Source organism: Micromonospora haikouensis (assembly GCF_900091595.1).
Taxonomy (GTDB): Bacteria; Actinomycetota; Actinomycetes; order Mycobacteriales; family Micromonosporaceae; genus Micromonospora; species Micromonospora haikouensis.
The window spans coordinates 1-15,371 of sequence record NZ_FMCW01000012.1; the positions used below are offsets into that span (position 1 = coordinate 1).

At 73.1% G+C, this 15,371-nt stretch carries 13 protein-coding genes, 1 tRNA gene and 1 pseudogene; 7 read left to right on the plus strand and 8 right to left on the minus strand.

All coding sequences use genetic code 11. From position 1 onward, the window contains the following. From GA0070558_RS13650 to GA0070558_RS13665, 4 genes and pseudogenes are all read left to right on the plus strand, one after another. Positions 1-189: pseudogene (locus GA0070558_RS13650) on the plus strand (IS1380 family transposase); the annotation flags it as partial. A gap of 252 nt (positions 190-441) precedes the next feature. Next, positions 442-1,371: an alpha/beta fold hydrolase gene (locus GA0070558_RS13655; RefSeq protein WP_091279374.1), complete on the plus strand. Its 930-nt coding sequence runs from the start codon at positions 442-444 to the stop codon at positions 1,369-1,371. 299 nt (positions 1,372-1,670) lie between these two features. After that, positions 1,671-3,026, plus strand: coding sequence for a sensor histidine kinase (locus tag GA0070558_RS13660; protein ID WP_091279377.1), 1,356 nt, complete (start codon positions 1,671-1,673; stop codon positions 3,024-3,026). Then, positions 3,014-3,658 (plus strand): response regulator transcription factor, encoded by a 645-nt coding sequence (locus GA0070558_RS13665; RefSeq protein ID WP_091279380.1) that lies wholly within the window; start codon positions 3,014-3,016, stop codon positions 3,656-3,658. Before GA0070558_RS13660 ends, GA0070558_RS13665 begins: the two co-directional genes overlap by 13 nt. A gap of 113 nt (positions 3,659-3,771) precedes the next feature. On the opposite strand, the gene GA0070558_RS13670 is transcribed toward GA0070558_RS13665, so the two are convergent. Continuing rightward, a tRNA-Thr gene (locus GA0070558_RS13670) sits at positions 3,772-3,845 on the minus strand. Positions 3,846-3,998: 153 nt separating this feature from the next. Here GA0070558_RS13670 and GA0070558_RS13675 point away from each other — a divergent pair. Beyond that, complete coding sequence (locus tag GA0070558_RS13675) at positions 3,999-5,753, plus strand: metallophosphoesterase family protein (protein WP_439709596.1); 1,755 nt, start codon at positions 3,999-4,001, stop codon at positions 5,751-5,753. Positions 5,754-5,759: 6 nt separating this feature from the next. Here GA0070558_RS13675 and GA0070558_RS13680 read toward each other — a convergent pair whose 3' ends face one another. From GA0070558_RS13680 to tmk, 6 genes are all read right to left on the minus strand, one after another. Continuing rightward, positions 5,760-6,599 (minus strand): PSP1 domain-containing protein, encoded by an 840-nt coding sequence (locus GA0070558_RS13680; protein ID WP_077935724.1) that lies wholly within the window; start codon positions 6,597-6,599, stop codon positions 5,760-5,762. 55 nt (positions 6,600-6,654) lie between these two features. Then, positions 6,655-7,332, minus strand: coding sequence for a hypothetical protein (locus tag GA0070558_RS13685; RefSeq protein ID WP_091279383.1), 678 nt, complete (start codon positions 7,330-7,332; stop codon positions 6,655-6,657). Next, positions 7,332-7,637, minus strand: coding sequence for a hypothetical protein (locus GA0070558_RS13690; RefSeq protein WP_091279386.1), 306 nt, complete (start codon positions 7,635-7,637; stop codon positions 7,332-7,334). The genes GA0070558_RS13685 and GA0070558_RS13690 overlap by 1 nt, the downstream gene beginning before the upstream one ends. Before the next feature lies 1 nt (position 7,638). Beyond that, on the minus strand, positions 7,639-7,968 hold the full coding sequence (locus tag GA0070558_RS13695; RefSeq protein WP_043961499.1) for a YbaB/EbfC family nucleoid-associated protein: 330 nt from the start codon (positions 7,966-7,968) through the stop codon (positions 7,639-7,641). A 123-nt stretch (positions 7,969-8,091) separates the two neighbouring features. Continuing rightward, complete coding sequence (locus GA0070558_RS13700) at positions 8,092-9,366, minus strand: DNA polymerase III subunit delta' (protein WP_091279388.1); 1,275 nt, start codon at positions 9,364-9,366, stop codon at positions 8,092-8,094. Next, positions 9,366-11,651 (minus strand): dTMP kinase, encoded by a 2,286-nt coding sequence (tmk, locus tag GA0070558_RS13705; RefSeq protein ID WP_256091920.1) that lies wholly within the window; start codon positions 11,649-11,651, stop codon positions 9,366-9,368. The genes GA0070558_RS13700 and tmk overlap by 1 nt, the downstream gene beginning before the upstream one ends. A gap of 179 nt (positions 11,652-11,830) precedes the next feature. Between tmk and GA0070558_RS13710 the strand changes: the two genes are divergently transcribed. Beyond that, positions 11,831-13,039 carry an amino acid deaminase/aldolase gene (locus GA0070558_RS13710; protein ID WP_077935722.1) on the plus strand — a complete coding sequence of 403 codons (1,209 nt, stop codon included), beginning with the start codon at positions 11,831-11,833 and terminating at the stop codon, positions 13,037-13,039. A gap of 16 nt (positions 13,040-13,055) precedes the next feature. Here the strand turns inward: GA0070558_RS13710 and GA0070558_RS13715 are convergent, their stop codons facing one another. Next, entirely contained in the window at positions 13,056-13,730 is a 675-nt protein-coding gene (locus GA0070558_RS13715; RefSeq protein WP_386969731.1) for a TetR/AcrR family transcriptional regulator, read from the minus strand. Positions 13,731-13,877: 147 nt separating this feature from the next. Here GA0070558_RS13715 and GA0070558_RS13720 point away from each other — a divergent pair, with 147 nt between their 5' ends. After that, complete coding sequence (locus GA0070558_RS13720) at positions 13,878-15,194, plus strand: D-arabinono-1,4-lactone oxidase (RefSeq protein WP_091279394.1); 1,317 nt, start codon at positions 13,878-13,880, stop codon at positions 15,192-15,194. Positions 15,195-15,371: the final 177 nt, after the last annotated feature.

The window sequence follows — 15,371 nt, forward strand, 5'->3', positions numbered from 1 at the left end:
CTCCTCGCCTTCGACGGCGACCTGGCCCGCTGCGAACCGAAACAGCTGCGCTACCGCGTGCTGCACACCGCCGCGCGCCTGGTCCACGGCCAACGCCGCCGACGGCTACGCATCCCCACGACCTGGCCCTGGGCCGACCAGATCACCACCGCGTTCACCCGGATCGCGGCCATCCCCGCCCCCGGCTGACCAGCACAGCCGCCATCCCACCGACCGGAGAAACCCAGGAGACCACGCCCACCGCCGCGACAGACGGCCCACCACCACGCCCCCAGACAGCATCCATCGGTGATAACCGATCAACTAACCAGGGGTCGGCACATCCGACGCCACCCATGAACGATCGAGGCTAACTCTCCTCCGGGGGGTAGAGATAACTCCCAACCCGACTGGGGGGATAGCACGATCGCACAAGATCCAGAAACCGTGGAAGCTCATTCCATGACCACACAGAAAATCTCCCGGTTCCATCGGGCCGCCCTGGCCCTCGTCCTTCCCGTCGCCGTGATAGGTGCACTCGCCGCGTGTGATGACTCGGCGGCGCCGCAGGCCGCGCCAGCAGCCAGTCCGGAAGCCGCGGTTCCCTCGACCTCGACAAGCGCGGCGCCCGCAGCGGGCTTGCATATGATCACCAACAGCGGGCATCAACTTGCCTTCCACGTCACGCCCGGAAGTTCTCCCACCATCGTGCTGGATGCCGGCGGCGGCGAGGACTCCTCGTACTGGGATGCCCTGGTGCCGCAGCTGTCGCAGGCAACTGGATCGCAGATCATCACCTACGATCGGGCCGGTATGGGCGCCAGCGAGGAGGTGCAGGGCCCATGGGACCCCCAGGCCGCCGCCTCCGACCTGCAGGCCGGTCTGCGTGAGCTCGGCGTCACCCAGAACGTGGTCCTCGCGGGCCACTCGCAGGCAGGGGAGGTGGCCCACTACTTCGTCCTCGCGAACCCCGGCGTTGTCTCCGGGGCGGTGCTGATCGATGCCAACGTGCCGCAATTCTTCACCGACACCCAGATCCAACGCATTGTCACGCTGACCGCGCCGCAGATCGAAGAGCTCAAGAAGGCGCCGTCGACGAAGGCGAACCGCCAGCTCATCGCCACGGCCGACAACTTCGGTCCCACGCACCAGGCGTACCACAAGGTCTCCTGGCCCGACAGCGTCCCCGTCACCTACATCGTGTCGGACAAGACACCCTTCGACGGTTCTCCGCAGGACGCTCAGGCCTGGCGCGACGCGGCCGCCGCGTTCGTCAAGGCGGGGCCCGACCACACCCTCGTCGCCGCCAAGGGCAGCTCGCACGACGTTCCCCAGGACAATCCCGTCCTGGTGCTCAACGAAATCGCACAGATGACCGCCACCGTCAAGTAACGGCATCGTGCCAGCGGGTGGGAGGGGCCCCGATCTCGATGACGGCGAGGTCGGGGCAGAGATTCCGGGAGCGGGCCGACACTGCTTGCGCGGCGGGTAAGGTGTGCGCCGGTCGACGGCTCAGCCGGCTGAGCCGTCGACCGGCGATACCAGCTTCCATGGCCGAGGACTGACAACCTGGGTGCTGGCCCCGCAGGGAGTGAAGGAAACCCCACCGCGGGAATTGCGGATCGCCCGGAGCCGATATGGACCGACCGCCAATCCCGTCGATTCGGCACGATGCGCGATGAGGGAGTGAGATGACCGATTCCAGCGGAACCACACTTCCCGGCGGCTCCTCGCCCTCGCGGGAGCGCTCTGGGCCTGATCCCGTCGCACGCAGCGGTCCGGCTGCGCGCTCCGCGCTGGCCTTGCGGATGAGCCTGTTGGGCTGGTCGCTGGTGCTGCTGACAGGTTCGGTCCTGGGTGCCGTGCTGGCCACGGTCTGGATCACCTCGGTGTCAATCGCCGCTCTCGGCGTCGGGATCCCCTTGATTCTGCTCACCACCGCACTGGTGCGCTGGCTTGCCGACCTGCACCGCCAGTGGGCCGCCGACCGGCTCGGCGTACCGGTGCCCGCCCACCCCTATCAGCCGACGCCGGACGCCGGGTGGCTGGCGCGGCTCTGGACGATCCTGCGCGACCCGGCGACGTGGCGGGACTGGATCTGGTTGGTGGTCAACTCGATCACCATCTGGTTGAGTAGCGGACTATCGCTGCTGTTCTTCGCCTTCGGAGTCGTCTACCTGACCTATCCGCTCATCTATCAACTGACGCCTCCTCAGGTGTTCCGCACCCCGATGGGGGAGGCATTCCGGCTGCACAGCGTCGCGCAGTCTTTCGCGCTGGTACCGCTCGGTCCGGTTTTCCTTCTGCTCTGGTACACCACTGCGGCACGCCTGGCGAACCTCAACGCTCGGGTGATCCGCGCTCTGCTCGGCCCCACCGAGCAGGCGCGCCTGCGGGCCCGCGTTCAACAGTTGGCGACCTCGCGAGCTGAGACCGTCGACACCCAGGCCGGCGAGCTGCGCCGAATCGAACGCGACCTGCACGACGGCGCGCAGGCCCGGCTGGTGTCGCTGGGTATGAGCCTGGGCTTGGCCGAACAGTTACTGCCCAAGGATCCGCAGGCAGCCCAGCAACTGCTGGCTGAGGCCCGCGAGTCGACCTCCAGCGCCCTGACCGAGCTGCGCGACCTGGTACGAGGCATCCATCCGCCGGTACTGGCCGACCGTGGCCTGGAGGGCGCCCTCAAGGCCCTGGCCCTGGTCAATCCGACCCCGACCACGGTGGTGACCCGCCTACCCGGACGGCTGCCGGCCCCGATCGAGTCCGCGGCCTACTTCGCCGTCGCCGAGGCCTTGTCGAACGCCATCAAGCACGCCCAGGCCCGGCAGATCCGGATCACCGTGGAGTTCGCACCCCATCGGGACGGCGCTGCAGGAGAGTTGACGATGCTGGTGTCCGACGACGGCCGTGGGGGTGCTTCGATCGATTCCGGCACCGGCCTGCGTGGCATCCAGCGTCGGCTGGCGGCCTTCGACGGCACGCTGACCGTTGACAGTCCGCCGGACGGACCTACCGAGGTGAGGATGTCGCTGCCGTGCGTATCGTGATAGCCGAGGACCTCGCCCTGCTCCGCGAGGGCCTGATCAGGATCTTGCGGGCCAATGGGTTCGAGGTTGTGGAAGCCGTTGACAACGGGGCCGCCCTGATCCGGGCGCTGATGACGCACCGTCCTGACGTCGCCATCGTCGACGTGCGGTTGCCGCCGACCTTCACCGACGAGGGACTGCGTTCCGCCGTAGAAGCCCGCCGGCAGATTCCAGGGCTTCCCATTCTGGTGCTCTCGCAGTATGTCGAGCAGATCTACGCCCGGGAGCTGATGTCGGATCGCGCGGGCGCGGTGGGCTATCTGTTGAAGGATCGGGTTACGGACGTCGGCCAGTTCATCGACAATGTCCGGCAGGTCGCTGCCGGCAGCACCGTCATGGACCCCGACGTGGTGAGTGCACTGCTCACCCACCGCGCCGCCGACCCTAAGCTCCTGAAGCTGAGCCCGCGCGAGCATGAGGTCCTCGCTCTGATGGCCCAGGGTCGGTCGAACGCTGCGATCGCCACCCGGATCTTCGTCACCGAGAAGACTGTCAGCAAGCACAGCTACAACATTTTCAACAAGCTCGGTCTCAAGCCCTCCGAGGACGACAACCGCCGGATCCTGGCGGTCCTGGCCTACCTGCAGAGCTGAGAAGCGGAGTTCACATCGGCCACCTGACCTGGCTTTCGGGGGGGGGCGATTCGAATCCTCATCGATACAAACGATGCCCTGACCTGCGTCTCCGCTGGTCAGGGCATCCTCTGAGCCGCCTGACGGAATCGAACCGTCGACCTACGCATTACGAGTGCGTCGCTCTAGCCGACTGAGCTAAGGCGGCAACAATCGTCGAGTGTACGGCACGCCCCGGCCATCGCCACAGCGGGATGCCCCGCAACGGCGACCGCAGCGGCAGCGGCAGCAACCGGACATCCGGCCCGTCCCTGCTCACACCCGACAGCGGATCGGCCCCACCCGGACTACGCTGCGGCTGGTGACCGACGATCGCACCCCCGTCGACGGCCCGGCCCCTCTCGATGATCCCGACGACGAGCGCGCCTTCGCCCGCACGGCCCGCCGGCCGCGCAGCATCGACCCGCCGGAGTTGGGCTTCACCCCGCGCAGGCCCGTGCCGTGGCTCGCGCCGCTCCTGCTGATCAGCACCGGCCTGCGTACGCTGCTGGCGATGCTGTTCGGGGCGTACCTGGACAAGCGGGAGCTGCAGAACTCGCTGGAGGCCCGCATCGAGCGCCAGGTCGGGCCGGACGGCGGGCTGTGGCTGGACTACGTGGCCGACCTCGGCGACGGCTTCGACGCCACCTATTCGGTCGCGTACCTGCTCGCCCAGCCGGAGCTGACCGTCGACGGGCACCGGCTGCCCCGCGCGCAGACCCTGGTGATGGGGGGCGACCAGGTCTACCCGTCGGCCTCCTACGAGGCGTACGAGGACCGCTGCAAGGGGCCGTACCAGGCCGCGCTGCCGGTCACGCCGCCCGAGCGGCCCACGCTGTTCGCGGTCCCCGGCAACCACGACTGGTACGACGGGCTGACCGCCTTCCTGCGGTTGTTCGTCCGCTCCCGGGACCGGCACTTCGGCGGCTGGGGCACCGGCCAGTCCCGCTCGTACTTCGCCGTCGAGCTGCCCGCCGAATGGTGGCTGCTGGGCCTCGACGACCAGTCCGGCTCGTACCTGGACGACCCGCAGCTCACCTACTTCGACACGGTCGCGAAGCGGCTGGGGCCGGGCAGCCGGGTGATCCTGGCCGTGCCGGCGCCGACGTGGGTCAAGGCCGTCGACCACCCGACGGCGTACGACTCGATCGACTACTTCATCCGCACCATCGTCGCGCCGACCGGGGCGCGGGTGCGGCTGCTGGTCTCCGGCGACCTGCACCACTACGCCCGGTACGCCGGCCCGGACCGGCAGCTCGTCACCTGCGGCAGCGGCGGGGCCTACCTGTACCCGACCCACCACCTGCCGGAGCGGATCGAGGTGCCCCCGCGCGACACCCTGTCCCGGCGGGCCAGCCGCAGCCTCCCGTACGACCTCGCGGCCACCTTCCCCGACCGGGCCCGCTCCCGCCGGTACGGCTGGGGCGTCTTCGCCCGGCTGCCGAGACGCAACCCGGGCTTCGGCACCCTGCTGGGCACCGTGCACACCCTGCTCATGCTGGCCATGGCCGGGGTGGCGGCGGGCCGGGCCGGCGGCACCGAGCAGCGGCTGCTGAGCGTCCCCCTGGTGGCGATGCTGCTGGTGACGATGATCGGTGCGGTCTTCTTCGCGAAGCCGCCGAGCGCGGGCGGCAAGCGGCACGTGCGGCACTGGATCCTCGGCGTCACGCACGGGCTGGCGCAGGTGGCGCTCGCCGCCGCCGGCACCTGGGCCTGGCTGTCAGTGCCCCTGCACGACTGGCCGTGGCCGCTGCCCGTGGCCGCCGCGGCGGTGGTGTACGGCCCGCTGATCGGCCTCCTCGCCACCGAACTGGTGGCGGCGTACCTGCTGGTGGCGGCAGCGTTCGGGGTCAACGTCAACGAGCTGTTCGCCGGCCAGGGCATCGACGACGCGAAGGCGTTCCTGCGGATGCGCATCGACCCGGACGGCACGCTCACCGTCTACCCGGTCGCCGTGGACCGGGTCGCCCGCGACTGGCGGCCGAACCCCGACGGGTCCCCGACCGCCTCCTGGCTGACCCCGAAGGAGCCACTGACCCCGCGCCTGGCCGAGCCGCCGATCGTGCTGGAGCCCTGAGCCGGCTCAGGCGTTGTAGCGCTGGTCGTGGGCCTGGCGGGAGCCGCAGACGGCGGCGCGGGAGCACATGGAGCGCGAGCCGTCGGCGTCCAGCCGGACGGTGACCGCGTCGCGGGGGACGCTGTGCCCGACGACCCGGCCGTCGCCCTCGGGGGTCGACACCCGGCTGCCGACGGGCGGGGCCGACTCCTGGAACTTCTGGTAGAGCGGGTGCTCGTACTTCAGGCAGCACATCAGCCGGCCGCAGGCCCCGGAGATGCGCAGCGGGTTGAGCGGCAGGTCCTGGTCTTTCGCCATCCGGATCGTCACCGGCTCGAAGTCGGTGAGGAAGGTGGCGCAGCACAGGTCGCGCCCGCAGGAGCCGATGCCGCCCTGCACCCGCGCGGAGTCGCGGGCGGAGAGCTGGCGCAGCTCGACCCGGCAGTGCAGGGTGGCCCCCAGGTCGCGCACGAGGGACCGGAAGTCGACCCGGTGCGGGGCGGTGAAGTAGACGGTGGTGCGGTCACCGCCGCCGTCGGCGGTGGCGAGCACGTGGTCGACGGCGACCACCTTCATCGGCAGGCCGTGCTCGCGGATCAGCCGCTTCGCGGCCACCTTCGCCTCGGCCTTGCGCCGCCGCAGCAGCTCGTCGCGGCGCAGGTCGTCGTCGGTGGCGAGGCCGGCGAGCCGGGGAAAGCCGTCGGTGTCCTCACCGACCCACTGCGCGGCCCAGACGCACTCCGCCACCTCGGGGCCGTCGTCGGTGGGGACCAGCACCCGGTCGCCCACCTGCGGGCGGAACTCGCCCGGGTCGAGGTAGTAGAGGCGCCCGTACCGGTTGAAGCTGACCGCGCAGAGCATGCCCATGCCTTCACCCTACGACGCGGCGCGGCCCGGCACCCACCCCCGCGTCACCGCCCGGTCACCGGACCCGCAGCGGGGAGCCGTGGTAGGGGCCGCCGACCGTCGACCCGCGCCAGGTGGTCTCCGCGAGGCTCGGCGACCACTGGCGCAGCAGCGTCTCCGCCCCGTCGTAGGCCACGCCGAGCACGGCCAGCACCCGGTGGGCGATGTCGGCCGCCGCGAGCAGCCCCGCCCCGCCCGGCCCGGCCCCGCCTGTGGTGGCGGTGGCGGTGGCGGCGCGCACCCGGACCGCCTCGGCGGAGCCGAGCACGTCGGCGAGCGCGCGGGCCAGCGCGAGGCGGCTGCCCTCCACCCAGTCGGCGAGGGCGTCGGCGTAGCCGGCCGTGGCCTCCAGCCGGCCCACCAGGCTCTCGGGGCCCTCGTCGAGGTGGCGCAGCAGGACCGCGCGCGCCTGGTCGTACGCCGAGGCGGCCGGCCCGGACCAGGCGGCGGGGTCGGTGAGGGTGCGGCTGACCTCGTCGTACGCCCGGACGAGCCCGCGCACCGCGTGGCCGGCGCCGGCCAGCGGGGCCGGGTGCAGGTCGAGGAAGCCCCGCACGGCGTCGCCGGGAAGCACCTGCATGCGGCGCAGCAGCGGCCAGAGCCGGTGCCCCTCGGGTGCCCCGTCGGCGAGCAGCGTGTCGACGCGGTCGAGCAGGTCGAGCCCCGGCTCGGCGAGGCGGTCGAGGGCGTCCATCAGAACTCCCGGCCCAGCCGGCGGCGGACGGCGTCGTCGACCCCCGCGTAGCGGTCGGCGGCGGTGCGCACCGCGGACGCGGCGGCGGCGAGGCGGGACGCGGCGACGGTCGCCTCCCGGGCCCGGTCGCCGGTGGCGTCGGTCCACCGCCGGTGCAGGGCCTGGCCGATCTCGCCGGGCCGCCCGGGGACGTGCGCGCCGAACGCCGGGTGCGGCGGGTCGGTGGCGGTCACGGCGCGGGCCAGCGTCTCCAGGGTGGCGCTCGCCTCGTCCAGCCGGGCGGCGAGGGCGCGCAGCTCGTCCACGTCAGGCCCCCGCGAGGGGCCGGTAGGCGGCGAACGTCTCGTTGTGCAGCTTCTCCCGGGCCCACTGGGCCGCGTCGGCGGCGGCGGCCACGGCGGCGCGCACGGAGGCGGCCACGTCGCGGTGGTGGCGCTGGTGCAGCGGGCCGAGGAAGCGCACGTCGGTGATCCGGCCGTCGGCGGTGACCGCGACCTCGACCAGGCCGTCCGGGGAACGCACGGTGACCTCCACGGTTGCCACCGCCTGGTCGAACTCGGCCTGCAACGCCTCGATGCGGCGGTAGCGCCGCACCGCCTCCTCGATCCAGGCCTCGTCGATCTCCCCCCGAGGCATCGCGGACTCCTCCCGGCAGTGCACTCACTGAGTGTGCCGCCACGGTCACCACGGCATCACCGGACCGTACCGCACACCAATCGGGCCTGTCGATGCCCTGTGGACGGAGCAGGGGTGGGCGGTTCAGCCCTTCCAGAGGGCCAGCATCATCGCCTCCACGGCGATGCGCGGCTTGACGTTGGACTCGATGGCGGACCGGCACTCCAGCACGGCCTCCAGTCGGCGCAGCGCCCCCTCGGCGTGCCACTTCTGCCCGCCCGCCTCGGCCAGCGCGGCGGCGTCGGTGTGCACGGGGGCTACCGGCGCGCGCAGCGCCGCGACGAGGGCGTCGCGGTAGAAGCCGGCGAGGTCGACCAGGGCCCGGTCCAGGGCGTCGCGCTGGGCGCGGGTGGCCCGCGACTTCTGCCGCTTCTCCAGGTCCTTGAGCTGGCCGGCGGCGCCGCGCATCGCGCCGGCCGCGCCCCGGCCCGTGCCGCCCGCGCCGAGCGCCGTCTGCAACGCGGCCTTCTCCGCCTCGTCGAGTTCGGCGACGGACGCGGCGGCCTCCGCCTCGGCGGCCTCGATCAGCGCGGACGCCGCGTCGAAGGCGGCGCCCACCCCGGTGAGCCGGCGGGGCACGGCGAGCACGGCGTCGCGCCGGCTGCGGGCCTGCGGGTCGCCGGCGAGCCGCCGGGCCCGACCCACGTGCCCCTGCGCGGCGGCCGCCGCCCACCGCGCCACGTCCGGCGCGATCCCGTCCCGGCGGACCAGCACCTCGGCCACCGCCTCGGGCGCGGGCTGCCGCAGCGGTACGACCCGGCAGCGCGACCGGATGGTCACCGACACGTCGTCGGGGTGGGTGGACGGGGCGCAGAGCAGGAACACCGTGCGCGGCGGTGGCTCCTCGACGGCCTTGAGCAGCGCGTTGCCGGCCGCCTCGGTGAGCCGGTCGGCGTCGGAGATGATCACCACCTGCCAGCGCCCGCCGGACGGGGTGCTGGCCGCCCGCAGCACCAGGGCACGCATCTCGCCGACGCCGATGCTGAGCCCCTCGGGCGCGACGAGCCGCACGTCGGCGTGGGTGCCGGCCATCGTGGTGTGGCAGCCGGGGCAGGTGCCGCAGCCGGTGCCGTACGCACACTGGAGGGCGGCGGCGAAGGCGTGGGCGGCCAGCGAGCGGCCCGAGCCGGGCGGCCCGGTGAAGATCCACGCGTGGGTCATCCCGGCCCCGGGGTCGGCGGCGGGCTCACCGCCGGGGGTGGCCTGCCGGAGCTGGGCGGCGGCCGCCGCGGCGGCCCGGCGCAGCGTGGCGACCGCGTCGTCCTGCCCGACGAGGTCGGCGAAGACGCCCGGCGGGCTGGCGGGGGCTCCCGACGGGGCGGCGGTTTCCGGCGCGGCGGCTGCGGAGACGTCCGGCATCAGGTGCGGTGCTCCATCGTCACCAGCTCCGAGTCGGATAACTCGGGCTGCACCGAGGTGTCGGGCCCCTGGGCGGGCCGGGGGTGCACGATCCCGGCCGGGTCGACCAGGAACTCCTCCACCCGGCGGGCGACCAGCGCGGCGGTCTCCTCGACCGGGCGGGAGGCGTCCAGCACCAGGTAGCGCTTCGGGTCGTTCGCGGCGAGGTCGAGGAAGGCGTACCGGACCCGCTCGTGGAAGGCGACGGACTCGGCCTCCAGCCGGTCGGGCCCCTCGTTGCGGGCGGCGACCCGGGACAGGCCGGTGTGCGGCTCCACGTCGAGCAGCACCACCAGGTCGGGCTTGAGCCCGCCGGTGGCCCAGGAGGAGAGCCAGGAGACCTCGTCGACGGGGAGCGTCCGCCCGGCCCCCTGGTAGGCCAGGGACGAGTCGACGTACCGGTCGCTGATCACCACCGCGCCCCGGACGAGCGCCGGCCGGACGACGGTGGCGACGTGGTGCGCCCGGTCGGCGGCGTAGAGCAGGGCCTCCGCGCGCGGGGACGGCCCCTCGGCGGTCGCGTCGAGCAGCAGGGCGCGGATCCGCGCGCCGACCTCCGTGGCGCCCGGCTCCCGGGTGACCACCACCTCGCGCCCCTGCCCGCGCAGCCGCTCGGCGAGCGCGGCGAGCTGGGTGGACTTGCCGGCCCCCTCGCCGCCCTCGAAGACCACGAAGAGCCCGCTGGAGACGAAGTGCTCGGCCGGCATCAGCGGGCGGCCCCGGATCGACCCCCACAGGTCGGCGAGGACCGGCACGCCCTTCTTGTCGTCCATCTGGCCGAAGGCGCTGATGCCGGCGAAGATGCCGGCGGCACCGGCGGCGAGCAGCAGCAGCCGGGTGGAGGAGACGGAGATGCCGAGGTCGGCGATGGTCAGCTTGCGGGAGCCGCCGACGCCGACGAGGAGGCTGCTCAGCGCGATGGCGAGGATCAACACCAGCCGGGTGCCGATCTGCACCACCGCGAAGACCCGGCCGCGCACCTCGTCGGCGACCTCGCCGCCGAGCAGCGTGGTGCCGGCGAGGAAGGCCATCCCCGCGCCCGCCCCGACCAGGATCGCGCCGAGCATCGCCATGGACAGGTGCACGGCGAACGCGAGCACCAGCACCGACGCGCTGGCCAGCACGATGCTCATGCCGAACCAGCGCCGCCGGGACATGTCCCGGACGATCATCGGGCCGAGCCCGATGCCCAGGGCGAGGCCGATGAACATCGCGCCGAAGAGCAGGTAGAAGGCGGCGTCACCGGCACCGAGCGAGGCGGCGAAGAACTTGGCCGTGCCGATCACGATGCCGCCGCCGGCGAACGCGCCGAAGATGCCGAGCACCAGGCCACGGACCAGCGGGGTCTGGCCGATGTATTTCCAGCCCTCGGTGAACTGGCGCATGACGCCCTGTTCGGTGCGCGCCGCCTCGCCGGCCTGCGCCTGGCTGATCTCCTTGATCCCGAAGGCGACGACCAGGGCGGTGGCGAGCCGGGAGAACGCGTTGAACCACAGCGCGAGCTGCGCCGGCTCGGCCCAGGACGGCATCTCGCCGCCGGTGGCCGCCCGGACGCTGCGGTCGAGCAGGGCGAGGCCGAGCGCGGCGGCGATCGGGGTCAGCCCGTACGTGGTGATCAGGGTGAGCTGGTTGGCCGCCTCCAGCCGGGCGCGCGGGATGAGGTTGGGGACCGCGGCCTCCTTGGCCGGGATCCAGAGCAGGGTGATCGTCTCGATCAGGAAGGTGGCGATCGCCGCCCAGCCGACCACCAGCCCGCCGCTGGCCCCGGTGAGCGCGAACAGCGGGATGGAGGCGAACAGCAGGAAGCGCAGCACGTCGCAGATGACCATGGTCCAGCGCCGGTCGAACCGGTCGGCGAGCACGCCGGCCACCGGGCCGAGGATCAGCGCGGGCAGCAGCCGGATCGCGATCAGGGTGCCGAACGCGGCACCCTGGGCGGTGCTGCCGGAGACCTGGGCGGCGGCGAAGACCGAGGTGGCGAGCAGGCCGAGCCAGTCGCCGAAGGACGCGGCGCCGAGCACGATCCAGAGCCGGCGGAACGGTCGGATGCGCAGCACGGAGCGGATCGCGGCGGCCCCGGACCGGTCGGCCGGCTGCGTCCCGGCCGGCTGCGTGCCCGCCTGGGTGCCGGTGCGGCCGGTGTCCTCGGCGCCGGGCGGGCCGGCCGACGGCGACTCGCCGGGCGACTCGCCGCTGTTCTGGCTTTCGATGGCCGTACCTCCACGTGCCGGCCCAACGTTGGGCATCCCGGTGCAACACTCTAGTCCCGGCCGGGGGACTTCCCGCCCGTGACAGTGCCTGCTCGCCGAGCCTAGGCCGCAGACGCCACCCGCCGCCGCCCGTGTCCCCGGGCCGCCGGGAGGAAGACGGTCCGGCAGACGCGAGGCTCTTTCACAATTGACCGATCGACAGTTAGCGTGCACACGTGACCAGCGAAGGCGACAAACTGCGCGTACGCCTGGAACGGGCGACCGCCCACCTCGACCCGCCGTACGCGGTGGTCGACCTGGCGGCGTTCGACGCCAACGCGGCGGCGCTGCCCACCCGGGCCGGCGGCAAGCCGATCCGGGTCGCCAGCAAGTCCGTCCGGTCCCGCGAGCTGCTCCGCCGCGTGCTGGGCCGCCCCGGCTGGCGGGGGGTGATGGCGTTCACCCTGCCCGAGGCGAGCTGGCTCGTCCGGGCCGGCGTGACCGACGACGCGCTGGTGGCGTACCCGACGGCCGACCGGGGGGCGCTCGCCGAGCTGGCCGCCGACGAGGGGCTGGCCGGGGCGGTCACGCTGATGGTCGACGGGACCGACCAGCTCGACCTCGTCGACGCGGTGTGCCCGCCGGGCCGCCGGCCCGCGCTGCGGGTCTGCATCGACCTCGACGCGTCCTGGCGGCCCCTGGGCAGGCGGGTGCACGTCGGGGTGCGCCGCTCACCGGTGCACAGCGCCCGGGCGGCCGGCGCGCTCGCCGCCGCGATCGCCGCCCGGCCGGGCTTCCGGCTGGTCGGGCTCATGTCGTACGAGGCGCAGATCGCCGGGCTGGGCGACGCCCCGCCGGGGCGGGCGGCCCTCGCCGCCGCGATCCGGGCCGCCCAGCGCGGGTCGTACCGCGAGTTGCTGGCCCGCCGGGGCGCGGCGGTGTCGGCGGTACGCGAGCACGCCGACCTGGAGTTCGTCAACGGCGGCGGCACCGGCAGCGTGGCGGCGACCAGCGCCGATCCCGCGGTCACCGAGGTCACCGCGGGATCGGGCCTGTACGGGCCGACGCTGTTCGACGCGTACCGGGCCTGGCGGCCCACCCCGGCGGCGTTCTTCGCCTGCGCGGTGGTCCGCCGGCCGACGCCGGAGCTGGCGACCGTGCTCGGCGGCGGCTGGATCGCCTCCGGCCCGCCCGCCGCCAGCCGGCTGCCCACCCCCTGGCTGCCGACCGGGCTCAAGCTCCTCGGCGCCGAGGGCGCCGGCGAGGTGCAGACCCCGCTGACCGGCCCGGCGGCCGCCGGCCTGCGCGTCGGCGACCGGGTGTGGTTCCGGCACGCCAAGGCCGGCGAGCTGTGCGAGCGCGTCAACGAGCTGCACCTGGTCGACGGCGACCGGGTGGTCGGGACCGTCCCCACCTACCGGGGGGAGGGCCACGCCTTCCTCTAGCCTCGCCGCCGCCGGTTCAGGAGGCGGGGGCGGGGGCCGGGGTGGTGCCAGCGGCGGCGGCCGACGCCTCCACGTGCCGGTGCAGGTATTCGCGGATGAGCGCCTTCGCCTCGGCGAGCACCCGCTCGTCGCCCTCGGCGTTGCGCCGGAACGCCAGCTTGATCAGGGCGTCGGCGGCCTCGACGGCGATCTCCAGGCAGAACCGCAGGCGCGGCTCGTCGACCATCCCGAACCGCTCGGTGAGCACCCGGGCGAGCTGGTCGGCGATCACGCCGTTGTTGTCCCGCTGCTCGTCCAGCAGGTGCAGGTCGACCACGTCGCCGAAGTGCAGGGTACGGAACCCGGGGACGGTGCGGTGCATCGTGATGTATTCGTCGATCCCCGCGTCGACGCCGTCCCACCAGTGCGTGAGGTCGTCCGAGGCGAACCGCTCGTCGAGCCGCTGGAGGTAGGATTCCATCGTGCGCAGGGTCAGCGCCTGCACGATCGCCCGCTTGTCCGGGAAAAACTGGTAGACCGACCCGATCGCCACCTCGGCGCGCTCGGCGAGCAGGGTCGTGGTCAGTCCCTCGTACCCCACCTCGTCGACGAGTTCGGCGCAGGCGTCCAGCATCCGCTGGACCCGCGCGACGCTTCGACCCTGGACCGGCACCCGGCGCAACGGCCCGGTCGTGGCGGCTGGTGTGGACACTCGGCGCCACCCCCCTTCGACGGATGAACATATCTGCACGTCACGAGTACGTGACTACCGGTACAACGAGCGGACCTGGATTGCGGTATTTACCAGGCACAACGTTCCTGATATGAAGACATCTCACGTTCACGTCGAGGAGCGCGCATGGGCAGCACGACCCCGCCGAGCCACCACTGGAGCAACTGGGCCGGCAACCAGCGCAGCACCGCCACCACCATCCTCCGCCCCCGTACGATCGCCGACGTCACCGCCGCCGTCCAGGCCGCCGCCGACGCCGGCGAGCGGATCCGGCCTGTCGGCAGCGGCCACTCCTTCACGGCCGTGGCGTGCGCCGACGGCCACCGGATGGAGCTGACCGACCTCGACACCGAAATCCGGGTCGACCGCGACCGACGCCTGGTCACCGTACCGGCAGGGCTGCCGCTGCACCGACTCAACGCCCTGCTCGCCGGGCACGGGCTGGCGCTGCCCAACCTCGGCGACATCGACGCGCAGACCGTCGCCGGGGCGATCTCCACCGGCACCCACGGCACCGGCGCCGCGTACGGCTGCCTGTCGACCTTCGTCGAGGCGCTCACCCTGGTCACCGGCACCGGGGAGGTGCTGCGCTGCTCCGCCGACGAGCACCCGGACGTCTTCGCCGCCGCCCGCGTCTCCCTCGGCGCCCTCGGCGTGCTCACCGAGGTGACCCTGCGCGTCGTGGACGCCTTCGTGCTGCGCGCCCACGAGCGCCCCGCCGCCCTCGACGACGTCCTCGCCGACCTGCCGTCGCTGGTCGCCGCGCACGACCACGCCGAGTTCTTCTGGTTCCCCTACACCGACCGGGTGCAGCTCAAGACCAACGACCGGGTGCCCGCCGACGACCGGCCGCTGCCCCGCTGGCGGGCCTGGCTCGACGACGACTTCCTCTCCAACACCGTCTTCGCCGGCCTCTGCCGGCTCGGCCGCGCCGCGCCGGGCCTGGTGCCCGCGATCAACGCGGCCTCCGCCCGGGCGCTCAGCGAACGCACCTACACCGGCCGCTCGGACGCGGTCTTCTGCACGCCGCGCCGGGTCCGCTTCATGGAGATGGAGTACGGCCTGCCGCGCGCCGCCCTCCCCGAGGCCCTGGCCGAGGTGCGCCGCATCGTCGACAGGCTCCCGTTCAAGGTGCAGTTCCCGGTCGAGGTGCGCTTCACCGCCGCCGACGACATCTGGCTCTCCCACGGGTACGGGCGCGACTCCGCGTACATCGCCGTCCACCAGTACGTCGGCGCGCCGTACGAGCCGTACTTCCGGGCCGTCGAGGAGGTCACCGCCGGGCTGGGCGGTCGCCCCCACTGGGGCAAGCTGCACTGGCGCGACGCGGAGTCGCTCGCCCCGGCGTACCCGAAGTTCGCCGACTTCCAGTCCCTCCGCCACCACCTGGACCCGCAGAAAGTCTTCGCAAACCCCCACCTGACCACTCTCCTGGGCCCCTGACGCGCGCCACGCGAACGGGCCTCGCGAATCTTGGTACGAAATTGCCCTCAGGGGGGCGGATTCGTACCAAGATCCGGAGGTTGTCCACAGGGGGTGGAGAGGTGATCCCTCTGTGGGGAGAGTGGTGGGGTGAGGGGCGAGAGTAGGGGCGGGAGCCTGGGGCAGGGTGGGGGTAGC